This is a genomic window from Pseudonocardia sp. NPDC046786, from assembly GCF_040645415.1.
In the GTDB taxonomy this organism is placed as follows: Bacteria; Actinomycetota; Actinomycetes; order Mycobacteriales; family Pseudonocardiaceae; genus Pseudonocardia; species Pseudonocardia kongjuensis.
Map to the genome: position 1 here is coordinate 87,222 of NZ_JBEYYF010000008.1, position 20,111 is coordinate 107,332.

Below are 20,111 nucleotides of genomic sequence, written 5' to 3' on the forward strand. Positions count from 1 at the left end.
GCAGGTCGTGGTGCCCGGTGCCGCCGGCCACCGCCGACGAGATGCGCCGGCTCGGCGAGTACGTGGCCGATCACGTCAACCGGGCCACGGGACCGGTCGCCGTCGGGATCCCGACCGACGGCCTGGACAACTACTTCAGGTCCGGCAGCCAGTGGCACGGCATCGACGTCACCCCACTGCTGGACGCGCTGCGGGCCGGCCCGGACCCGTCGGTCGAGATCGTCGATCGGCACACCAACATCGACGACCCGGAGTTCGCGGACGCCGTCCACGAGCTGTTCATGAAGCAGTGGGCCCGCCGCAGCGAGCTCACCGCCGCCGCCGCGGGCTGATCCCCCTCCCGCCGGTCAACGAGGAAGGCCGCCGCCCATGACCCGTCTGCTCCTGTTGCACCACAGCGAGGTCGCCTCGCACTGGGGGCGACGTCCCGATCACCGACGACGGCGTCCGGATCGCCACCGAGGCCGGGGCGCGGCTCGGTGCCCGGGAGACCGGGCCGACCCGGATCGTCAGCGGGGAGACCCGCCGGGCGCGGGAGACGGCGGCACCGGAGCCGCGGGTGCCCGCGGCTCCGGTGCCGCCGACGTCGAGGACGGGGTGGCCTTCGCGCTGCGCAACCCGGACCTCTACCTGGCGGGCGTCCGGGTGAACATGGTGAGCGGTGCGGAGCGGTTCGCCGTGCAGGTCCCCGGGTTCGACGAGGCCGACGGGCGCACGGTCCGGTTCTTCGACGACTGGCTGACCGTGCCCGACCGGGTCGGCTTGTGGGTGGCGCACGAGAACCGCCCGGAGACACCGCGGCCGCCGTCGCCACCCGGATCCGGGCGTTCGTGAGCAGCTTCGCCGACCGGCCCGAGCGAGGGGGCCTGGTCGTGGCGGTCACCCACTCGCCGGTGCTGCGGGCTTGCGCGCTGGAGGTCACCGCGGCCGATCCGGGGGAGCCGGCGTGGGTGTCCGGGTTGCGGGTGCAGGAGCACGAGGACCGGTCGGTCACGATGGAGCTGCTCCCGGAGGCATCCTGAGCGGGACCGCGCGGGAGTAGGTTGGCGCGCCCCACCACCACGACCCGCCCGGAGGCACCGTGCGCACCCCGCAGGACGTCCTCGCCCCGCTCACCGACAGCGCCCTGTTCCTCACCCTCACCGTCCGGCCCGGGCACGAGGCGACCGTGCACGACTTCCTGCCCGATCTCGACGGGCTGGTGCGGTCGGTCGCGTTCCCGCACCCGCGGGAGGACCTGACCTGCGTGCTCGGGATCTCCTCCGACGTGTGGGACCGGTTGCTGTCCGGCCCGCGCCCGGCCCACCTGCACCCGTTCCGGGAGATCGCCGGGGACCGGCACACCGCCCCGGCGACCGCCGGCGACCTGTTCCTGCACCTGCGCTCGACACGGCCCTACCCCTGCTTCGAGCTGGGCAGGCGGGTCGTCGCCGCGCTGGGGCCGGCGGTGGAGGTGGTCGATGCGGTGCACGGGTTCCGCTACTTCGACCGGCGCGACCTGCTCGGCTTCGTCGACGGCACGGCGAACCCGACCGGCGACGACGCGGCCCGCTCCGCCCTGGTCGGCGACGACGACCCGGAGTTCGCCGGGGGCTCCTACCTGGTCGTCCAGAAGTACCTGCACGATCTCGCCGCCTGGACCGCGAAGCCGGTCGAGGACCGGGAGGCGGCGGTCGGCAGGCAGATGCTGGAGAACATCGAGATCCCGGACGACGAGAAGGCCCCCGACTCGCACGTCATGCTCACCACGATCACCGACCCGGACGGCACCGAGCGCGACATCGTCCGGGACAACATGCCGTTCGGGTCGATCGGGCGCGCCGAGTACGGCACCTTCTTCGCCGGGTACGCGGCCGACCCCTCGGTCACCGAACGGATGCTGACCCGGATGTTCGTCGGCGAGCCGGCCGGGACGACGGACCGGCTGCTGGAGGTGTCGACGGCCGTCACCGGCGGGCTGTTCTTCGTCCCGCCGGCCGAGCTGCTCGCCGATCCCCCGCCGCTGCCGGACCACGCCGCGGCGGCACCCGCCGATGCCGGGTCGCTCGGCATCGGCGGGCTGCGGACCGGTCGTCCCGGCTAGCGGGTGACCGTGGTGACCACCACGGCGGCGCTCGCGGCGGCGACCGCGACCGCGGTGCGGGTCACCGCGTCACCCACCGCACCAGCGCCCCAGTTCCCGTCCTCCAGTTCCTTGGCGCGCTGGATCACCGCGCTCGACCACGTCGGCCGGGGGTGCAGCGACGGCAGCGTCCCGCTCGCCGAGACCAGCGCGATGACGGCGGCGGTGTGCGGGTCGGGCTCGGCGCCCGCCTCCAGCACGTCGACGACGCGCTGCCGCAGCTCGGTCTCGTGCGCCGAGCCGGTCGAGGGCAGCCGGGTCGTCGGGATCAGCCCGAGCAGGCGCTTGCGCTCGCGGCGGATGAACCCCCGCTGCAGCAGCCGCTCGGACAGCGGCGTCCACAGGTCACCGAGCTCGGCGAGCAGGCTCTGCACGCGGCGCGGCCGCCGGGCGACGACGTCGTAGGCGTCCTGAAGCAGCGGATCGGGCAGCGGGCCGTCACCGACGGCGACGATCATCGGGCCGCCCAGCCCGGCCCGGCTCTCGTCGGCCTCGATCCGGCCCAGCAGCGCCAGCTCGACCAGCATGCCGCCGCCGAGCACGTAGATCAGCGTGCCCGCCCCGGCCGGGGTGCCCGACTTGTCGTCGAGCATGAGCAGCAGGGTGTCCTCGACGATCAGCGTGTCGTCCCGCATGTCCTCCGCCTCCTGTGGGGCCTGTCCCTCGCGCCCTGGACCCAGTCGACACCATGCCGCTGCGGCACGGTCAACCCACGCGCACCGATCGGGTCAGAGCCCGGTCCACAGCGTCTCGGCGTCGAGCACCCGGTTACGGCGCAGGGTGAGCAGCCGTTCGGTCGCGGCCAGCGCCCCTGCGACGAGCAGGGTCGCGTTCAGCCAGACCGGCAGCGACACCGGTGAGGTGAACGTGCCGACGAGCTCGGCGATCCGGGGCTGCGCGGTGATCAGCTCGAGCCCTTGCGGCACCGCCAGCACCAGGTTGACGGCCAGGATCAGCACCGCGGTCAGCGCGATCGCCCGGCTCACCCCGGGCCGGCGCCGGGCCAGCCGGGCGCGCCGGTGCTCCAGGGTGCCGGGCACCGGGCTCAGCCGGCGCTCGGGCCCGGCGTCGGGGACCAGGTGGATCCGGGTGATCCCGTAGAGCCCGGCGTCTACCTCGATCCGGCCGCCCGGGACCGGGAGCCGGGCCGGCATCTCGGCCGTCGCCACCCGGCGTCCGTCGAGGTGCAGCCGGGCGTCCCAGCCGGCGCCGATGTCGATCTCGACCGTCCAGGTCGCCGGGCGGCCGTCCGGGCCGGGATGGCCGATCTCGTAGAGGAACCGGTGCAGGATCTCGTGGCGCCGCAGCGGACGCAGCCGGTCGCCGCTCACGGCGCCGCCGGCCCCAGCGCGCTGCCGGGCGGCAGTGGCAGCGGCGCCAGCCGGTAGACGGGCGGCTCGGTGCCGTGCAGGTGCCGCACCAGGTAGTCCCAGGTCCGACGCTGCACGTGGTGCATCTTGAGCAGCAGCGAGTGCTCCCCGCCGGGGACGATCAGCAGGTCGACGTCGCGATCGGCGTCGATCAGCGCGTTCACCAGGCGCAGCGTGTGGTACGGGTGCACGTTGTCGTCGAGCTCGCCGTGGATCAGCAGGAGCTTGCCGGTGAGGCCGGCCGCGATGGCCGGCGTGGAGATCGCCCGCTTGCCCTCGTCGCTGACGTCGCCGTGGTACTGCTCGGCCCACATCGGCAGGTAGAAGCCCGGATCGTGGTTGCCGGCCACGGACACCCCGACCGAGAAGAAGTCCGGGTGCGCCAGCAGCGCCCGCGCAGTGGCGTAGCCGCCGCCGGAGTGCCCGGTGATCCCGACCCGGCCGGTGTCCAGCCACGGGTACCGGTGCCCGAGCTCGCGGATCGCGGCGATGTGGTCGTCCAGCGCGCCGTCGGCGAGGTTGCCGTAGGAGTGGTCTCCGAACGCCTTGCTGCGCCCGGCGGTGCCGCGCCCGTCGATGGCGACGACGGCGAACCCGAGCGCGGCGAACGCCTCCGGCTCACCGGAGTGCGGCGAGTCGAACCCCGGCCCGGCCCGGTACACCTGCGGCGCACCGTAGATGTGCTCGACGATCGGGTAGCGCCGCTCCGGGTCGAAGCCGTGCGGTCGCCACAGCAGGCCGTACACCAGGGTGCGCCCGTCGGCGGCGGTCGCGGTGAACCGCTCCGGCGGCGACCAGCCGAGCGCGGCCAGTGCCTCGGTGCCGGGCGCCTCCAGCTCGACCAGCACCTGCCCGTCGCCGCCGAGCACCCGCGAGCGCGGGGCCACAGACACCGACGACGCCCGGTCCACCAGGTAGCCGCCCTCCGGCGGGCTGGTCGCGTCGTGATCGAGGTCGTCCTCGGTGAGCCGGGTGAACCCGCTGCCGTCCAATCCGATCCGGCAGATCTGCCGCAGGTAGGGGTCGTCGCCGACGAGCCCGGCGGCGACGAACCACAGCTGCCTGCGCTCCTCGTCGACCCACAGCACCGACCGGACCGGCCACTGGCCGCGGGTCACCTGGGTGACCTCCGAGCCGTCGGCGGAGTACAGGTAGAGGTGTCCCCAGCCGTCGCGCTGGGACCACCAGAGGATCTCTCCCGAGTCCAGCACCCGCGCCATCGGCGGGTCGCCGAGCTGCGGGGTCGGGTCGACCCGGGTCTCGCCGGTCTCCCGGACCAGGACGGTGGTCTCGCCGGTGCCGGGATCGAACCGGTGCAGCTCCAGCGCGCGGGCGTCGCGCGGCGCGCGCAGGAAGTGCACGGCCTCGCCCTTCTCGCCGGTCCACCAGGCGTAGACCAGCGCGGTCGGGTGCACGATGGTCGCCGGATCGTCCTGCTGCCGGACGATCGTGCGCTCCGCGACGTCGATGACGTTCCAGGTCATCGTCGCCTGGGCCTCGTCGCCGGGCATCGGGTAGCGGTAGCGGTGCTCGACCGGGCGCCCGCCGCCGGGCGGGGAGGACTCGACCAGCACCTGCTCGGGCAGGCCGCGCTGGTCGAGGCGGTGCACGAGGATCCGGGTGGAGTCCGGCGACCAGGTCAGGAACCCGAACGGCGCCAGCCCGAACGCCCGCATCAGCGCCCGCCCGCTCATCGGGTCGGGCAGGCTGCCGTACTCGTGGCCGGGCTCGGCGTCGTCGGTGAGCGCGATCTCCTCGCCGTCGTCTCGGTTGCGGACGTACACGTTCCCGTCCCGGGTGAACGCGACCCACCTGCCGTCCGGGGAGACGATCCCGCCGGGTGCGACGGCGTCGTCGTCGACCCGGACGCACTCGCCGCCGCCGTCGGACCACTCCCAGCGCTGCTCGAACGCGGTGAACCGGACGACGTCGTCGGCACGGCCGGGGAGATCGAACTCGACCTGCTGCAGCGGCAGCGCGTCGGCCTGCACCGGGTGCCCGGAGGCGGTGGACAGCGCGGCGGCGAGCCGGTCGTGGTCGAACGCTGGCCGGCGGACGCCCTCGGCCGGATCGACCAGCAGGTGGCGGTCGGCGATCCGGTAGCGGAAGCGGGCGCCGCCGCGCTGCCACTGCGGCCGCACCGCCGGTACCTTCCGCGACCGGTAGGGCAGCAGCATCTGCTCGGCGCGGGCGTAGTCGGACTCGGTGAGCCGGGTCATGTCGGGTGTCCCCCTCGCTGTGGTCACGCGTCACGGTGTTCACGCGTCATGTCGTCACGCTCGACGAGACACCCGGCCGCCGCGGCACACTCAAGGTGGTGTGACGCAGGCCACTCGCCGGGCGGGCGTACTCTCGGACCTGGTCGTTCGTCCGAGTCGGTTGGAGGGATCCGGATGGCACACGTCCCCGCGGCGGACCGCGAGAAGGAGATCGTCGCGGCCGCGATCCGGGTGCTGAGCCGGGCCGGGGTCGCCGGGGCCACCACCCGGGCGGTCGCGGCCGAGGCCGGCATCCCGCTGGGCACGCTGCACTACGTGTTCCCGTCCAAGGACCGGATGCTCATGGCCGTGGTCGACGCGGTCGCGGACGAGGTGCTGGACACCGTGCGCCGCGGCATGGATCCCGGCCGCGGGGTGGCGCACGCCCTGCGGCACGGCGTCAGCACGTTCTGGGAGACCCTGGTCGAGGACCGGGTCGGGCTGCAGATCATGCAGTACGAGCTGGCGATGTACTCGGCCCGCCGGACCGGCGCCGGGGACGCCGGGTCGCTCGGCCGGTCCCAGGTCCGGCGCTACACCGGCCTGGTCGGCGAGCTGTGCGAGCAGGCCGCGCGGGCGGCCGGTGAGCGCTGCGCGGTCGACGCCGACACCCTGGGCCGGCTGCTGCTCGCCGTGCTGGACGGCCTGGTGGTCCAGTACGTCGCCGATCCCGACGCCGGGCGGGCCCGGCGCGATCTCGACCGTGCGACGGCCATGCTGGTCGGCTACGCCGATCCGCGCCCGATCGGCGCGCCGATCCCCTCCTGAGCGCCGGTTGCCGGGCCGCGATCCGCTGGTCTACCGTCGACTCGGTCGGTTGACCGAGTCGACGTCGGGGTGGCGATGGAGCAGGTGGACGTCGTGGTGATCGGCGCCGGGCTGTCCGGCCTGGTCGCCGCGCGGGAGCTGCACCGGCGGGGCGTCGACGTGCTGGTCCTGGAGTCGGCCGACCGGCCGGGCGGGCGCGCGCTGACCGAGACCACCGCGCTCGGCTCCCGGGTCGATCTGGGCGGCCAGTGGATCGGCCACGGCCACCACCGGATCACCGCGCTGGCGGCCGAGCTCGGCGCGACCCCGTTCCGGATGCACACCGGGACACTGCCCACGGTGCTCGACGGCGGCCGGGCGCTCCCGGCGGCCGCGCCGCCGGTGCTCGTCGCCGGGCTCGCGCTCGCCGGGATCGAGCTGCTCTCCCGCACCGGCGTCCCGCGGCGGGCCGGCGACCACACGCTGCGGTCGCTGCTGGACCGGGTGCCCGGGCGCACCGCGCGCCGGCTGCTGGAGGTCGCGCTGTCCGCAGCGTGGACCGCCGATCCGGACCGGTTCTCGGTCCGGGCGATGACCCGGATGGTGCGCAGCCAGGGCGGGCTGCGCGCCGCGCTGGGCACCCGCGGCGGCGCCCAGGACACCCTGCTCGTCGAGGGGATGGGTGCGCTGGTCGACGGTCTGGCCGCCGGGCTCGGGGAGCGGCTGCGGCTCGGGGAGCGGGTCGTCGCGGTCACCGACGACGGGACGGGCGTCACCGTGCACACCGCCACCGGCCCGGGCACCGGCACCGTGCGGGCCGGGCGGGTGGTGGTCACCGCACCCCCGCCGACGGCCGCCCGGATCCGGTTCGACCCGCCGCTCCCGCCGGAGCGCGCCGCGCTCGGGACGGACCTGTACATGGGTTCGGTGCACAAGGCGATCGCGGTCTACGAGCGCCCGTTCTGGCGGGACCGCACCAGCGCGGAGCTGCTGGTTCTCGATCCCCCGGGCCGGGCGGTGTTCGACAGCGGACCGCCGGAGGGGCCGGGACACCTGTGCGTGCTCGTCGCCGGTCCGGCGGCACGGGAGATCGACGGCCTGGACCCGGCCGAGCGCCGCGAGCGGCTGCTCGGGCCGCTCGCCGCGCACCTCGGCGGGCAGGTGCGCGAGCCGGTCGGCTGGCACGAGAAGTCCTGGCACCTCGACGAGCACGCGGGCGGCGGCTATCTCGCGCTCCCGCTGCCCGGCACCACCGACGGGTTCCCGCCGGTCCCGTCCGCACCGGTGGGGAACGTGCACTGGGCGGGCAGCGAGACCTCCGCCGAGCATCCCGGCTACCTGGAGGGTGCGGTCGCGGCCGGCCTGCGGGTGGCCGGCGAGCTGCATGATCACCGTCCCGGTGCGTGACACCGCGGAATCCGCGGCCCCGCGCACCACGACGGCGATCTTCCGTGCGCGGGGCGGTAGCGTCACGGGATGAGTGACGTCGGGACGGTCGCGGCCCGGGCGCTGTACGAGACCCGCAACGGCGGGACGGCGGTACTCGGCTCCGACAGCGGGGCCCGCGCCGTCGTGCAGTGGATCTGCTTCGGGCCGCGGGGCTACGTGTTCGAGGTGCCCGATCCGGCCAAGCACCGCCCGGGGTGGGTGCAGCGCTCGGTCGGGCGGCTGCTCGGCCGGGCCGACGCCGATCCGCCCGGCCTGGACGAGCGCCAGGTCCGCGGCCTGGAGGCGCTCGGCTTCGTCCCGGGCGAGCACGGCCACGAGCGGGAGCTGCGGGCCGGCGAGCTCGGCCAGGACGGGCTGGTGCATCTCGTCGTCGGCGCGCTGGAGGCGGTCGGCCTGGACGGCGATCCGCTGTCCTGCGAGGTCTTCGACACCTGATCTTCCGACCATCCCGGAAAGATCCTCACCAGACCCTGTTCACTCGTCGGACGGTCGCAGCAGGTCCGACAGCGCCGCGCAGGACTCGCGCAGCGCGTCCAGGCCGGCGCTGACGACCGGCCGGTGCTGTGAGCCGGCGCGGACCGCGGCGATCACCCGGCGGATCGGCACCGGCGGGGCCCCGATCCGCAGCCGCCGGGTGTCGTGCCGGGCCGGCAGGTCGGCCAGCCGCGGGACCAGCGCCACCCCGAACCCGTACGACACCAGCGCGGCGCCGGTGTCCCACTCGTCGGCGAAGTGCGCGATGTCCGGCGCGAACCCGGCGCCGGCGCAGGCCAGGGTGACGAGCTGGTGGTAGGCCCGGCCGGGGTTGCTGCAGATCCAGCGGTCGGCCGCGACGTCGTCCAGCCCGACGTCGGTCCGGCCGACCAGCGGATGGTCCGGCCCGACCAGCAGGTCCAGCGGCTCGTCGTAGAGCGTCCACTGCTCGAACGCCGGATCGGTGACCGGCGGGATGCCCGCCGTCGCCACCACCACGACGACGTCGGTCTCGTCGGCCGCGAGCAGCTCGAACGCCCGGGCCGGCTCGGTCTCGCGCAGCTGCAGCCGCAGCGCCGGGTGGCTGCGGCGCAGCCGGTCGAGCGTCTGCGGGACGACCGCGGCGGCGGCCGTGGAGAACCCGCAGAACCGCAGCGCGCCGCCCATCTCGCCGTGCCGGTGCGCGTCCAGCTCGGCCCGGGCCCGCTCCCACTGCGCGGCCAGGGTCTCGCCGTGCACCAGCAGGGTGCGCGCGGCCGGCGTGAGCCGCACCCCGCGCCCGTCCGGCTCCAGCAGGGTGACGCCGAGCTCGCGGGCGAGCGCCTGCATCTGGTGCGACGCCGCCGACGTCGTCATCCGGCAGACCTCGGCGGCGGCGGTCACGGTGCCGTGCCGGGCGATCGCCTGAAGCACCCGCAGTCGCCGGTCGATCATCTCGAAACCGTACAAGATCCCTAGTTCAACTCTGCGATGGACGTGAACGCTCCGCGTTCCGACACTGGCCCCCGTGAGCACCTACCACGCGATCGTCGTCGGGCTCGGCGGACTGGGGTCGGCGGCGCTGCACCGGCTCTCCCTCGAACACGGCCCGGGCGTGCTGGGCGTCGAGCAGTTCGAGCTGGGACACCACCGCGGCGCCTCCCAGGACCACTCCCGGATCATCCGGCTCGCCCAGCACCAGGAGCACTACGCGGCGCTCGCCGCGCCGGCCTACAAGGCGTGGGCCGAGGTGGAGGCCGAGTCCGGGCAGCAGCTCGTCACCCGCACCGGCGGGCTGGTGATCGAGGACCGGATCGCCCGCGCCGGCACCGCGACCGGCACCCGCAACATCGAGGGCTACACCGCGATGTTCGACCGCTTCGGTGTCGGCTACGAGCTGCTCGACGCCGACGAGCTCGCCCACCGCTGGCCGCAGTTCCGGCCCGCGGGCGGTGAGCAGGCGCTCTACCAGTCCGAGTCCGGCATCGTCGACGCCGCCCGGGCGAACGCGGTGCACGTCGCACTCGCCCGGGCGCACGGCGCCGCCGTCCGCACCCACACTCCGGTCCGCGCGATCCGCCCGGACGGCGACGGCGTCGCCGTCGTCACCGACGACGGGACGCTGCTCGCCGATCGCGTCGTCGTCACCAGTGACGCCTGGACCAACCAGGTGCTCGCCGGCACCGGCGTGACCCTGCCGCTGACCGTCCTGCAGGAGCAGGTCACCTACTACGCCACCCCGCACCTCGCGGAGTTCGCGACGTCCCGGTTCCCGGTGTTCATGTGGCACGGCCGGCACAACTTCTACGGCTTCGGCGTCCACGGCGAGATGGCCACCAAGCTCGGCCAGCACATGGGCGGGCACGAGACCACCGCCGACGACCGCACCTTCGAGCCCGATCCGGTGCGCCGCGACCGCTACGCGCGGTTCGTCGAGCGGCACATCCCCCGGTTCGGCGGGCCGGAGCTGTACTCGAAGACCTGCCTCTACACCGTCCCGCCGGACCAGGACTTCGTGCTCGACACCGTGCCGGGGCACCCGCAGATCGTGGTCGCCGTCGGGGCCGGGCACGCGTTCAAGTTCGCCGCGCTGATCGGCGGGCTGCTCGCCGACCTGGCGGCCGGTCGCGCACCCGCGCACCCGCTCGACGCCTTCTCGATCACCCGGCCGGCCCTCACCGATCCGGCCTTCCCGCGCAGCTTCCACACCTGAACCACCCCGGGAGGGGGAACCCGATGTCCACCGACGCCGTCACCACCGCGTCCGGCGGCAGCCCGCACGACGCGCTGCCCGCCCGGCCGATGAACCCGGAGCTGTTCACCGACGAGCTCACCTACCGGCACACCCGGCTGCCGGTGGACCGCGCGTCCACCCTGCTCCCGGACGCCTACACCTCCCCCGCGTTCTTCGCCCTGGAGCGGGAGCGGGTGTTCGCCTCCGGCTGGGTCGCCGTGGGGTTCGTCGCCGACGTCGACCGGCCGGGCGCCTGCGTCGTCGTCGACGTCGCGGGCCGGTCGGTGATCGTCACCCGCAACCGGCACGGCGAGCTGCGCGGCTTCCACAACGTCTGCCGGCACCGCGCCACCCGGCTGCTCGACGCCGACGCCCGCGAGGTCGGGCGGCGCGGCCGGATCCGCTGCCCGTACCACAGCTGGACCTACGACACCGACGGTGCGTGCCTGGGCACCCCGCTGTTCGAGGGCTCGGACGTGCCCCGGGGCGAGGAGGCGGTGTTCGACACGTCGGCGGCGGCCGCGTTCGACCGGGCCGACATGGGCCTGCTCCCGGTCGCCGTCGACACCTGGGGTTTCCTGCTGTTCGTCAATCTCGATCCGGCACCGGGGACGCTCGCCGCGCAGCTCGGGGACCTGTCGTGGCGGTTCGCCGACCACCACCTCGACGGCTGGGTACCGCTGCGGCGCCGCAGCTACGACGTCGCCGCGAACTACAAGCTCGTCGCCGAGAACTTCATGGAGTACTACCACCTGCCGTGGGTGCATCCCGAGCTCAACAAGGTGTCCCGGTTCTCCGACCACTACCGCTGGCAGGGCCCCGGGATGTACACCGGCATGTGCACGACGCCGGTGTCGCGCAACACCGACGCCGGCGGCTGGGACGGCCTCCCCGCGCTGAGCACGCTCGGCGCGCGCGACGCCGACGCCGGCCGCTTCGTCTGGCTGTTCCCGAACACCGCGCTCGTCGTGCTCCCGAACCACGCGTTCGTGCTGCTCAACCGGCCGGTCGCGGCCGACCGGACGGTGGAGACCGCGGTGCTGCTCACCCATCCCGAGGCGGCCGCCGCGCCGGACGCCCAGGACGGGCTCGACCAGCTCGAACGGTTCTGGGACCTGGTCAACACCCAGGACCTGGAGATCGTCGAGCGGGTCCAGGACGGCATCGCGAACCCCGCCTACCGGGGCGGCCGGATGTGCTTCCGCTTCGAGGAGCCGCTGCACCGCTTCCAGAACATGATCATCGACCGGATGGTCGGGACCGACCGGGTGCCCGCCGGTGACGACGAGACGATGACCCGGATGTTCCCCGACCCGACGTGACCGCAGGGCTCACCCCCGGTGCCCCCGGGCGGCCGCGTCGATCCGGTCGTACAGCGCCGGCGACGTCGCCTCGTCGGCGAGATTGCCGACCTCCGCCCGGTGCCCGATCGCGCCGTCGACCGTCTCGCGCAGGATGTCGGCGTGCCCGGCGTGCCGGTGCGTCTCCGCGACCAGGTGCACCAGCACCCGGTGCAGGGTGACCGTGGCGCGCTCGGCGGGCCAGTGCGGGACGGTCCCCTCCGCGTCCGGCGCGAGCGCGGCGACGGTCGCGTCGGAGTGCGCCCACACCCGCCGGTAGAGGTCGACGACGTCGGCGCGGGACTCGCCGGGCGCCGCGAACAGGTCGACGACCGGATCGGTCCACACCTGCTCCATCCAGGCCGGGGCGTCCGGGAACGGGCGACCGAACGTGCTGCCCAGGTACCCGGCCTCGACCAGCGCGAGATGCTTGACCAGGCCGAGCAGGTTGGTCCCGGACGGGACCAGCGGGCGGCGGACGTCGTACTCGCCGAGCCCGTCCAGCTTCCAGAGCATCACCTCGCGTCCGGTCTGCAGGTATCCGCGCAGCGTCTCCTTGTCGTCCATCCCCGGGACCCTGCCCCCTCGGATGGGGGATGGCGACCCCGCACCTCCCGCCGTCCACGGGATGGGAGCGGCCCGCCCCGCGGCGGACGCTCGTCGTATCCGCGACATGCGACTCCACGAGATACGACACAGAGGACACCTGCGATGACCGACCAGCTCACCACCACCGAACCGCTGTCGTTCGACGGCACCCTGCTGCACCCCGGCGACCCCGGATGGGACGACGCCCGCCGCGCCTGGCAGCTGCGCGCCGACCAGCACCCCGCCGCGATCGTCCGGGCCGGCTCGGTCCGCGACGTGATCACCACCGTCCGCCGGGCCGCGGAGCTCGGCCTGCGGGTCGCCCCGCAGGCGACCGGGCACAACGCGGGCCCGCTCGGCCCGCTCGACGGCACCGCCCTGCTGCGCACCGGCGACCTGCGCGACGTCACCATCGACCCGCAGCGGCGGATCGCCCGGGTCGGGGCGGGCGCGCTGTGGGGCGACGTGACCGTCGCCGCGGCCGAGCACGGCCTCGCCGCGCTCGCCGGCAGCTCCCGCGACGTCGGCGTCGTCGGGTACACCCTCGGCGGCGGCGTGTCCTGGCTGGGCCGGGCGCACGGACCGGCCGCCGGCCAGGTCACCGCCGCGGAGATCGTCACCGCGGACGGCGAGCTGCTCCGGGTCGACGACGAGCACCATCCCGACCTGTTCTGGGCGATCCGCGGCGGCGGCGGCTCGTTCGGCGTCGTCACCGCGCTGGAGTTCCGGCTGTTCCCGATCACCGAGGTGCAGGCCGGCGCGCTGTTCTGGCCGATCGAGCGCGCCGCCGAGGTGCTGCACGCCTGGCGCGAGTGGGCGGACGAGGTCCCGGACACGGTGACCTCGGTCGGGCGGCTGCTGCGCTTCCCGCCGCTGCCCGAGATCCCCGAGCCGGTGCGCGGCCGGTCGCTGGTCGCGATCGAGCTGGCCTCGCTGGAGGGCCCGGTCGCGACCGAGCTGCTGCTGCGCAGGCTGCGCGCACTCGGGCCGGAGATGGACACCGTCCACTCGCAGTCCCCGGTCGACCTGGCCGACCTGCACATGGACCCGCCGACACCGGTCCCCGGGATCGGTGACGGCACCGGTCTGGCCGCGTTCCCGGTCGAGTCGCTGGACGCGCTGCTCGCCACCGTCGGCCCGGATTCGACGCTGCCGCCGCTGCTGTCGGTGGAGATCCGGCAGCTCGGCGGGGCGCTGGCCCGCCCGGTCGGCGCCGTCTCCGGGCTGGACGCGGCGGTGGTCGTGTTCGCGGTGACGATCGCGCCCGACGACGGCGCGGCCGCCGCGGCGACCACCACACTGGACGCGCTCGCGTCCGCGCTCGCCCCGTGGGCCGCCGAGTCGACGTACCTCAACTTCGTCGAGCGGGCGGGGACCCGGACGTTCCCGGCGGCGACCCTGCGCAGGCTGCGGTCGGTGAAGACGACCTACGACCCGGCCGACCGGATCCGGGCGAACCATCCGGTCGCCCCGTTCGGTCCCGCCGGGTCCTGAACGGGCTGTCGGGTAGCGAAGGGACTACGGACGACCGGGATGTGCACGCGTCCCGCCCGGGTGACCCTGGGCGGGACGCATCCGCGTGTCCCCGTCCCCACCGCCCCGGGAGAGCCACCGTGCCCCAGCCCGTTCCCGCCGTCCGGCCACAGCCGACCGAGGCGGGTGATCCCGGCCGCCGGATCCTCGTCACCGCATCGTCGCGGCTGCGCCGGGCCGTGCCGTTCGACGCCGCGGGCTGGTTCGCGGTGGACCCCGGCACGTTGCTGCCGACCTGCCCGGTGCTGATCGAGAACGTCGTGCCCGGCCGGTGCGAGGACTACTGGCTGCGCGAGGGCACCGTCGAGGACGTGACGCTGTTCCGCGACCTGGCCCGCCATCCGACACCCGCGGCCACCCTGCTGTCGGCGACCGGGGGCAATCCGCGGCGCAGCGCCCGCTACCGCGACTACCTGGAGCCCAACGGGTTCGCCGACGAGCTGCGGATCGCGCTGCGGGTCGGCGACCGCACCTGGGGGTGGCCGTGCTGATGCGGACGGCCGACCGGCCGGCGTTCTCCCGGCGCGACGTCGACCGTGCGGTCGCCGCGGGCCCGGCGGTCGCGGCCGCGCTCGCGGCGCTGAACACCGCACAGCACCCGGACGACGCGGCCGGCGGCCCGGACTGCCCGGGCGTCGCCGTCTACACCGGCTGGGACGCGCCGCCGACCGTCGACGCGCAGGCCCGCCGGTGGCTCACCGAGCTGGCCGGGACCGACTGGGTGCACGACCGGACGTTCCGCACGACGGCGACCGCGCTGATCTCGCGCGCCGACGCGGTGGCGGCCGGCCGGGACGGCGGACCGGCCACGATCCGGGTCCGCACCCGGACCGGGCGGTGGCTCGCGCTGCACGCCTCCCGCCAGCAGCCGCTCAGCGACCCCCGCACCCCGGACGACGCGGCCCCCGCGGTGATCGTCGTCGGGCCGGCCGCGCCGACCCAGGTCGCGCCGCTGCTCGCCGGTGCCTACGGGCTGAGCCCGCGCGAGCAGGAGGTCACCGCGGCGGTGGCCCGCGGACTGTCCACCGCCGACGCCGCCCGGGAGCTGCACATGTCGCCGCACACCGTCCGCGACCACCTGAAGGCGATCTTCGGCAAGCTCGGCGTGAGCTCGCGCGGCGAGCTCGTCGCCCGGCTGTTCGCCGACCGGGCGCTGCCCGCGCTGGTCGATCCGGCCGCGCACACCACGGCCGGCGTGCTCGCCGCGGGCTGAGGACCGGCCGGGCCCCGCCGCACCGGTCCGAGTTCGTGCGGCGGCCCGCAGCCGGTGCGGCGGCGGGTCGCTCAGCTGTGGTCGGCGGCCGTCACCGGTCGCGCGGCCGCAGTGCCCCGGCGTACGCGGCGACGGCCCCGGCGAGCGCGCCGAGCGCGTCCAGCTGCTCCGGGGTGAGGGCGTCGACCAGCACCGCACGCACCGCCCGGTCGTGCCGCCCGCGCACCTGCTCGACGAACGCGCAGCCGCTGCGGGTCACCGCGACGGCGACGCCGCGGCGGTCGCCGCGGGAGCGGCTGCGGCGGACCCAGCCGCGCTCCTCGAGCCGGGCCACGGCGTGCGCGAGCCGGCTGCGCGACCAGCCCGCCTCGTCGGCCAGCGCGCCCATCCGCAGCGGGGTCCCCGGTCGCGCGGCGAGCACCGCGAGGATCTCGAAGTAGGTCAGCGGGATCCCGGCGTGGTCCAGCAGGTCCCGCTCGACGTGCTCGACGAGCAGCCGGCCCAGGCCGCGCAGCGAGGTCCAGGCGGCGCGCTCCGGCCCACTCAGCAGGTCGTCGGGGGCGGCGGCGGCCGGGTGGGACGGCGCGGCCGGGGCGAGCCGTGACATGGCGTGGTTCTCCCTGGTCGGTGGTCCTCCCAGGGTCGCGCCGGTCCCCCGGCCGGCCCATCCCGTGCCCGGCGGGAAGCACGCCGGTCCCCTCCCCCATCGGCGGGGGGTGCCCCGGGAACGGACCCGGCCGCGCGGGATCGGCACGGGCCGCCGTCCGGCGGACGCTTGCGGTGGCAACGACCCGAGCGAGGAGAGATCCCATGAGTACCCGAACCCTGATCACCGGGGGCGTCGTCGTCCCCGTCGACCCGCAGGTCGAGAGCGGCACCGGCGTCGACGTCCTGATCGACGGCGGCCGGATCGCCGCCGTCGGCCGCGATCTCGGCCACGTCGACGCCGAACGGATCGACGCCACCGGCACCGTCGTGATCCCCGGCTTCGTCGACACCCACCGGCACACCTGGGAGACCGTGCTGCGCGGCGCCCTGCCCGCGACCACCCTGGACGGCTACCTCGGCCACCTCGCCGGGGTGGTCGGCCCGGTCGTCCGCCCGCAGGACGTGTACGCGGGCACCCTGCTCGGCGCGCTGGAGGCGCTCGACGCCGGCATCACGACGCTGCTGGACTGGGCGCACGCCAACAACACCCCCGAGCACGCCGACGCCGGCGTGCGGGCGCTGACCGAGGCGGGCATCCGCGCGGTGTACGCGCACGGCACCCCGGCCCGCGGCGACTGGTGGCTCGGCTCCGTGCACCCGCATCCGGCGGACGCCCGCCGCGTCCGGGAGCGCTACTTCGCCTCCGACGACGGGCTGCTCACCTTCGCGCTCGCCGTCCGCGGCCCCGGGTTCACCACCCCCGAGGTGGTCGCCGCCGACTGGCGGCTCGCCCGCGACCTGGCTGCCCGGATCTCGGTGCACGTCGGCATGCGGGTCACCGACATGCGGACCGCGGCCGTCGCCGAGCTGGACGCCGCCGGGCTGCTCGGCCCGGACACCACCTACATCCACGCCAACACCACCACCGACGCCGAGCTGGACCGGATCGCCGCCACCGGCGGCACCCTCTCGATCGCCCCCTACGTGGAGATGCTGATGGGCCACGGGCATCCGCCGATCGGCCGGGCCCGGGACCGCGGTCTCGCGCCGTCGCTGTCGGTCGACGTGGCGACCTCGGTGCCCGGCGACATGTTCACCCAGATGCGGACCGCGCTGGCGGCCGGCCGGATCGCCGGGCTGGGCGACGACGTCGACGTGCCGTTCGCGCCGGACCTGACCCACACCGGGGTGCTGGAGATGGCCACCCGCCACGGCGCCGTCGCGAGCGGGCTCGGCGACCGGACCGGCACGCTGACCCCCGGCAAGGCGGCCGACGTGGTGCTGGTGCGCGCCGACGCCGTCAACACGGTGCCGCTGCTCGACCCGGTCGCCACCGTCGTCACCTCGGCCGGCACCGCGAACGTCGACACGGTGCTGGTCGGCGGGACCGTCCGCAAGCGGCACGGCCGGCTGGTCGGGGTGGACCTGGCCCGGCTGCGCGCGCTCGCCGAGGACAGCCGCGACGCGGTGCTCGGCGGCGTGCCGGTGGGGGCGTCCGCCTGAGCGGCACCGCCCGAACCCGCCTCGGCCCGCTCCGCGGCGGACAACCGGGGGGCCCGCGGTTGTCCGGCCGGGACAGCGTGCGGCCCGCCCGGCGGACCTAGGGTCGGGGTCGGTCCGGCGACGACGCCGGCGTCGGGAAGGAGACGGCTCCATGGCGGAGGCACGACGGACCGGGGGCGCCCTCGGGATGATCGAGACCAAGGGCCTGGTCGGGGCGGTCGAGGCCGCGGACGCGATGGTGAAGGCGGCCAACGTCGAGATCGAGGGCTACCGGACCCTGCGCAACGGGCAGGTCTCGGTGCTGGTGCGCGGCGACGTCGGCGCGGTGAACGCGGCGATCGCCGCCGGGCGGGCCGCCGCGGTCCGGGTCGGCGAGCTCTACAGCAGCCACGTCATCCCGCGCCCGCACGGCGACACCGAGCAGATCGTCACCGACGCGATCCAGCCGACCCGCTGACGGGGCCGCGGCGTCAGCGTTCCGGCTCGGACCCGGCGCCGTCGGCCTCACCGTCGGCCCGGGTCACCTGCAGCAGCCGGAGCGCGAAGTCGGCCCGCATCCGGTCCTCGTGCCGGCCCAGGTCCAGCCCGGTGAGCTGGCGGATCCGCTCCAGCCGGTAGCGCAGCGTCTTGTGGTGCACGAACAGCCGGTCGGCGGCCAGCTTCTGCGAGCAGTCGGCGTCGAAGAACGCGCGCAGCGTGCGCACCAGCGAACCGTCGTTGTCCCGGTCGTAGTCGAGCAGCGGGCCGGTCACCTCGTCGACGAAGGTCTGCAGGTCCGGGTCGTCGCCCGAGCCCAGCAGCAGCCGGACGATGCCGAGCTCCTCGTAGAGGAACACGTTCCGCCCGCCGAACCGCTTCGCCGCTGAGAGCGCGGTCCGCGCCTCGTTCAGCGCGCTCGGGAGATCGACGACCTCGGCGTGCTCCCGGCTGATCCCCCAGGTCAGCTGCAGCTCCGGCACCTCCTCGTGGATGGCCGCCGCGAACGCGTTGACCAGGTCCTTGGCGCCGCTGCGGTCGAGATCAGCGGCGATCGCGACGAGCAGGTCGCCGCGCAGGCTGGCCAGCGCCAGCCCGCGGCCCTGCAGGGTCCGCACGGTCCGCAGCACCCGCCTGCGGACCCGGTCGGTCTGCGAGGTGTCCCAGCCGAGCCGGGTGGCGAGGCCGTCGATGTCCTCGATCCGGCCGTGCAGCACCCGCAGTCCGCCGGCCAGGTGCACGTTGAGCTGCTGCGCCCGCGTCCGGGCGGCGAGCCGGTGCTCGACCGGTCCCTGCAGCAGGTCCCAGAGCACCTGCTCGGACGCCTCGGCGCGGGCCCGGCTCGCCGCCCGCTCGCGCAGCAGCGCCAGCGAGCAGGCCATCGCCACCTGCACCGCGACCGCGTCGAGCAGGTCCCCGGTCCGGTCGGTGCGCACCAGCAGCACCTGGCCGACCTGGTCGCCGTCGGCGTGGACCGGCCGGGCCAGCGCCCGCCGGTCGGTGAGCGCCGGCCCGGCGGTGCCGACCGGCAGGGCATCCGGCAGCTGGGACACCAGATCGCGGGCGCGGTGCCCGGCGATCCGCACCCCGTCCGGCCCGTACACGCCGATCTCGCAGCTCAGCTCGGTGGCGACGGTGCGGGCGATGGCCGGCAGCCCGCCGCCGCCGATCACGATCTGCAGCAGGTCCTGCTGCAGCCGGGAGGTCCGGTCGAGCACCGAGACCTGCTGCTGGAGCGCGTCCCGGGCGCGGCCGAGCCGGTCGGCGGCGGCGGCCTGCTCGTCGTAGAGCCGGGCGTTGTCGATCGCGATCGTCGCGAAGTCGGCGAGGGTGACCATCCGGCGCATGTCCCGGTCGGTGAACACCGAGCGGCGCCGCCGCCACACCTCCAGCACGCCGAGGAACTCGCCGCGCAGCCGGAGCGGGACGGCCAGCGCCGACCGGGTCTCCTCGCGTTCGGCCAGCGACATGAAGTCGTCGCTGATCGTGCGGTCCTCCAGGTAGGAGTCGACCTTGGCCGGTTCGCCGGTGAGGAACACCAGCCCGGCGACGCCCTGGCCGCGGCGCATCTGCAGCCGCGCCGTCTCGGTGGAGCGGTTGCCGACGCAGGCGCGCATCTGCACGACGTCGCCGTCGCGGAGCATCACCCCGCAGATGTCGGACTCGAGCAGCCGCAGGGTCTGCTCGGCGACGGTCAGCAGCACCTCGTCGAGGTCGCGCACGGTGAGCAGCCGCCGGGACACCTCCCGCACCGCGTCGGTCTCGGCGGCCGCCGCGTCGACGTCGCTGCGGGACCGGGTGCGGATCAGCTGCAGCGACAGCCAGGCCCGGCCCTGCCGCAACCGTTCGACGACGTCCGGGCCGAGCGCGGCGTCCGGGTCCCAGCAGAGCGCGGCCGGGCCGTCCGCCCCGACGATCAGGCCGGACCGGGCGGGGACCGACGCCGGTCCGCCCGGCGGCAGCCCGGCCGACCCGACACCGGATCCGGCCAGCACCTGCCAGCGCTCGTCGCACCAGGCTGCGACGGTCACCGGGGTGCCGGCGAGCATCGCCGCCTGGGTCGCGAGGTCGTCGGCGGCGCGCTCGGTGTCCGCCGGCACCGAGGCCAGCAGCCGGGACAGCCCGTCGGGCCGGGATCCGACGCGGGCCGGGTCGAGTGTCGTCATCCCACCCCCGCC

The 20,111-nt window shown here is 75.3% G+C and carries 21 protein-coding genes and 1 pseudogene; 15 read left to right on the forward strand and 7 right to left on the reverse strand.

Annotated features, from left to right (window positions below; all coding sequences use genetic code 11):
• The first annotated feature begins 17 nt into the window (after positions 1–17).
• From ABZ881_RS12410 to ABZ881_RS12430, 5 genes and pseudogenes are all read left to right on the forward strand, one after another.
• The gene (locus ABZ881_RS12410) at positions 18–332 is read left to right on the forward strand and encodes a Tm-1-like ATP-binding domain-containing protein (RefSeq protein ID WP_358484107.1); all 315 of its coding nucleotides are present in this window, start codon (positions 18–20) and stop codon (positions 330–332) included.
• A gap of 92 nt (positions 333–424) precedes the next feature.
• Positions 425–649: pseudogene (locus ABZ881_RS12415) on the forward strand (hypothetical protein); the annotation flags it as partial.
• Positions 598–834 carry a hypothetical protein gene (locus ABZ881_RS12420; RefSeq protein ID WP_358484108.1) on the forward strand — a complete coding sequence of 79 codons (237 nt, stop codon included), beginning with the start codon at positions 598–600 and terminating at the stop codon, positions 832–834. The pseudogene ABZ881_RS12415 and the gene ABZ881_RS12420, both read left to right, overlap by 52 nt.
• Entirely contained in the window at positions 831–1,022 is a 192-nt protein-coding gene (locus tag ABZ881_RS12425; protein WP_358484109.1) for a hypothetical protein, read from the forward strand. Before ABZ881_RS12420 ends, ABZ881_RS12425 begins: the two co-directional genes overlap by 4 nt.
• 59 nt (positions 1,023–1,081) lie before the next feature.
• Positions 1,082–2,083 (forward strand): Dyp-type peroxidase, encoded by a 1,002-nt coding sequence (locus tag ABZ881_RS12430; RefSeq protein WP_358484110.1) that lies wholly within the window; start codon positions 1,082–1,084, stop codon positions 2,081–2,083.
• Here ABZ881_RS12430 and ABZ881_RS12435 read toward each other — a convergent pair.
• The 3 genes from ABZ881_RS12435 to ABZ881_RS12445 form a co-directional block, all read right to left on the reverse strand.
• Complete coding sequence (locus ABZ881_RS12435; protein ID WP_358484112.1) at positions 2,080–2,757, reverse strand: GPP34 family phosphoprotein; 678 nt, start codon at positions 2,755–2,757, stop codon at positions 2,080–2,082. The two genes, ABZ881_RS12430 and ABZ881_RS12435, sit on opposite strands and share 4 nt — an antisense overlap.
• A gap of 93 nt (positions 2,758–2,850) precedes the next feature.
• Positions 2,851–3,453 (reverse strand): hypothetical protein, encoded by a 603-nt coding sequence (locus ABZ881_RS12440; protein ID WP_358484113.1) that lies wholly within the window; start codon positions 3,451–3,453, stop codon positions 2,851–2,853.
• Complete coding sequence (locus tag ABZ881_RS12445) at positions 3,450–5,711, reverse strand: DPP IV N-terminal domain-containing protein (RefSeq protein WP_358484115.1); 2,262 nt, start codon at positions 5,709–5,711, stop codon at positions 3,450–3,452. Before ABZ881_RS12445 ends, ABZ881_RS12440 begins: the two co-directional genes overlap by 4 nt.
• A 174-nt stretch (positions 5,712–5,885) precedes the next feature.
• Between ABZ881_RS12445 and ABZ881_RS12450 the strand changes: the two genes are divergently transcribed.
• The 3 genes from ABZ881_RS12450 to ABZ881_RS12460 all read left to right on the forward strand — a co-directional run bounded on the left by ABZ881_RS12450 (position 5,886) and on the right by ABZ881_RS12460 (position 8,381).
• The gene (locus ABZ881_RS12450) at positions 5,886–6,518 is read left to right on the forward strand and encodes a TetR/AcrR family transcriptional regulator (RefSeq protein WP_358484116.1); all 633 of its coding nucleotides are present in this window, start codon (positions 5,886–5,888) and stop codon (positions 6,516–6,518) included.
• A 75-nt stretch (positions 6,519–6,593) separates the two neighbouring features.
• Positions 6,594–7,904 (forward strand): FAD-dependent oxidoreductase, encoded by a 1,311-nt coding sequence (locus ABZ881_RS12455; RefSeq protein ID WP_358484118.1) that lies wholly within the window; start codon positions 6,594–6,596, stop codon positions 7,902–7,904.
• Positions 7,905–7,973: 69 nt separating this feature from the next.
• The gene (locus ABZ881_RS12460; protein WP_344020861.1) at positions 7,974–8,381 is read left to right on the forward strand and encodes a hypothetical protein; all 408 of its coding nucleotides are present in this window, start codon (positions 7,974–7,976) and stop codon (positions 8,379–8,381) included.
• A gap of 39 nt (positions 8,382–8,420) precedes the next feature.
• Here ABZ881_RS12460 and ABZ881_RS12465 read toward each other — a convergent pair whose 3' ends face one another.
• Positions 8,421–9,353, reverse strand: a complete 933-nt coding sequence (locus ABZ881_RS12465) for a LysR substrate-binding domain-containing protein (RefSeq protein WP_358484120.1) — start codon at positions 9,351–9,353, stop codon at positions 8,421–8,423.
• A 73-nt stretch (positions 9,354–9,426) separates the two neighbouring features.
• On the opposite strand from ABZ881_RS12465, the gene solA reads away from it, so the two are divergent.
• Both solA and ABZ881_RS12475 read left to right on the forward strand, forming a co-directional pair.
• Complete coding sequence (solA, locus tag ABZ881_RS12470) at positions 9,427–10,611, forward strand: N-methyl-L-tryptophan oxidase (RefSeq protein WP_358484122.1); 1,185 nt, start codon at positions 9,427–9,429, stop codon at positions 10,609–10,611.
• 23 nt (positions 10,612–10,634) lie between these two features.
• Positions 10,635–11,954 (forward strand): aromatic ring-hydroxylating dioxygenase subunit alpha, encoded by a 1,320-nt coding sequence (locus tag ABZ881_RS12475; RefSeq protein ID WP_358484124.1) that lies wholly within the window; start codon positions 10,635–10,637, stop codon positions 11,952–11,954.
• 9 nt (positions 11,955–11,963) lie between these two features.
• On the opposite strand, the gene ABZ881_RS12480 is transcribed toward ABZ881_RS12475, so the two are convergent.
• A complete protein-coding gene (locus tag ABZ881_RS12480) occupies positions 11,964–12,539 on the reverse strand; it encodes a DinB family protein (protein ID WP_358484126.1) in 576 nt (191 codons plus the stop codon).
• Positions 12,540–12,683: 144 nt separating this feature from the next.
• Between ABZ881_RS12480 and ABZ881_RS12485 the strand changes: the two genes are divergently transcribed.
• From ABZ881_RS12485 to ABZ881_RS12495, 3 genes are all read left to right on the forward strand, one after another.
• Positions 12,684–14,054, forward strand: a complete 1,371-nt coding sequence (locus tag ABZ881_RS12485; RefSeq protein WP_358484128.1) for an FAD-binding oxidoreductase — start codon at positions 12,684–12,686, stop codon at positions 14,052–14,054.
• A 119-nt stretch (positions 14,055–14,173) separates the two neighbouring features.
• The gene (locus tag ABZ881_RS12490; protein ID WP_358484130.1) at positions 14,174–14,584 is read left to right on the forward strand and encodes a hypothetical protein; all 411 of its coding nucleotides are present in this window, start codon (positions 14,174–14,176) and stop codon (positions 14,582–14,584) included.
• Positions 14,584–15,306 carry a helix-turn-helix transcriptional regulator gene (locus ABZ881_RS12495; protein WP_358484388.1) on the forward strand — a complete coding sequence of 241 codons (723 nt, stop codon included), beginning with the start codon at positions 14,584–14,586 and terminating at the stop codon, positions 15,304–15,306. The genes ABZ881_RS12490 and ABZ881_RS12495 overlap by 1 nt, the downstream gene beginning before the upstream one ends.
• A gap of 91 nt (positions 15,307–15,397) precedes the next feature.
• Here the strand turns inward: ABZ881_RS12495 and ABZ881_RS12500 are convergent, their stop codons facing one another.
• Positions 15,398–15,913, reverse strand: coding sequence for a MarR family winged helix-turn-helix transcriptional regulator (locus ABZ881_RS12500; RefSeq protein WP_358484132.1), 516 nt, complete (start codon positions 15,911–15,913; stop codon positions 15,398–15,400).
• Positions 15,914–16,116: 203 nt separating this feature from the next.
• Here ABZ881_RS12500 and ABZ881_RS12505 point away from each other — a divergent pair, with 203 nt between their 5' ends.
• Both ABZ881_RS12505 and ABZ881_RS12510 read left to right on the forward strand, forming a co-directional pair.
• The gene (locus tag ABZ881_RS12505) at positions 16,117–17,457 is read left to right on the forward strand and encodes an amidohydrolase family protein (RefSeq protein ID WP_358484133.1); all 1,341 of its coding nucleotides are present in this window, start codon (positions 16,117–16,119) and stop codon (positions 17,455–17,457) included.
• Between the two features lie 151 nt (positions 17,458–17,608).
• A complete protein-coding gene (locus tag ABZ881_RS12510; protein WP_344020879.1) occupies positions 17,609–17,914 on the forward strand; it encodes a BMC domain-containing protein in 306 nt (101 codons plus the stop codon).
• A gap of 13 nt (positions 17,915–17,927) precedes the next feature.
• Here ABZ881_RS12510 and ABZ881_RS12515 read toward each other — a convergent pair whose 3' ends face one another.
• Positions 17,928–20,099 carry a helix-turn-helix domain-containing protein gene (locus ABZ881_RS12515; RefSeq protein ID WP_358484135.1) on the reverse strand — a complete coding sequence of 724 codons (2,172 nt, stop codon included), beginning with the start codon at positions 20,097–20,099 and terminating at the stop codon, positions 17,928–17,930.
• Positions 20,100–20,111: the final 12 nt, after the last annotated feature.

Bases quoted from the DNA above. Each gene is read 5' to 3' on its own strand.
- ABZ881_RS12435 (WP_358484112.1), bottom strand. From the start codon at position 2,757: ATGCGGGACGACACGCTGATCGTCGAGGACACCCTGCTGCTCATGCTC.
- ABZ881_RS12445 (WP_358484115.1), bottom strand. From the start codon at position 5,711: ATGACCCGGCTCACCGAGTCCGACTACGCCCGCGCCGAGCAGATGCTG.
- ABZ881_RS12450 (WP_358484116.1), top strand. From the start codon at position 5,886: ATGGCACACGTCCCCGCGGCGGACCGCGAGAAGGAGATCGTCGCGGCC.
- ABZ881_RS12455 (WP_358484118.1), top strand. From the start codon at position 6,594: ATGGAGCAGGTGGACGTCGTGGTGATCGGCGCCGGGCTGTCCGGCCTG.
- ABZ881_RS12460 (WP_344020861.1), top strand. From the start codon at position 7,974: ATGAGTGACGTCGGGACGGTCGCGGCCCGGGCGCTGTACGAGACCCGC.
- ABZ881_RS12465 (WP_358484120.1), bottom strand. From the start codon at position 9,353: ATGATCGACCGGCGACTGCGGGTGCTTCAGGCGATCGCCCGGCACGGC.
- ABZ881_RS12475 (WP_358484124.1), top strand. From the start codon at position 10,635: ATGTCCACCGACGCCGTCACCACCGCGTCCGGCGGCAGCCCGCACGAC.
- ABZ881_RS12480 (WP_358484126.1), bottom strand. From the start codon at position 12,539: ATGGACGACAAGGAGACGCTGCGCGGATACCTGCAGACCGGACGCGAG.
- ABZ881_RS12485 (WP_358484128.1), top strand. From the start codon at position 12,684: ATGACCGACCAGCTCACCACCACCGAACCGCTGTCGTTCGACGGCACC.
- ABZ881_RS12495 (WP_358484388.1), top strand. From the start codon at position 14,584: ATGCGGACGGCCGACCGGCCGGCGTTCTCCCGGCGCGACGTCGACCGT.
- ABZ881_RS12500 (WP_358484132.1), bottom strand. From the start codon at position 15,913: ATGTCACGGCTCGCCCCGGCCGCGCCGTCCCACCCGGCCGCCGCCGCC.
- ABZ881_RS12505 (WP_358484133.1), top strand. From the start codon at position 16,117: ATGAGTACCCGAACCCTGATCACCGGGGGCGTCGTCGTCCCCGTCGAC.
- ABZ881_RS12510 (WP_344020879.1), top strand. From the start codon at position 17,609: ATGGCGGAGGCACGACGGACCGGGGGCGCCCTCGGGATGATCGAGACC.
- ABZ881_RS12515 (WP_358484135.1), bottom strand. From the start codon at position 20,099: ATGACGACACTCGACCCGGCCCGCGTCGGATCCCGGCCCGACGGGCTG.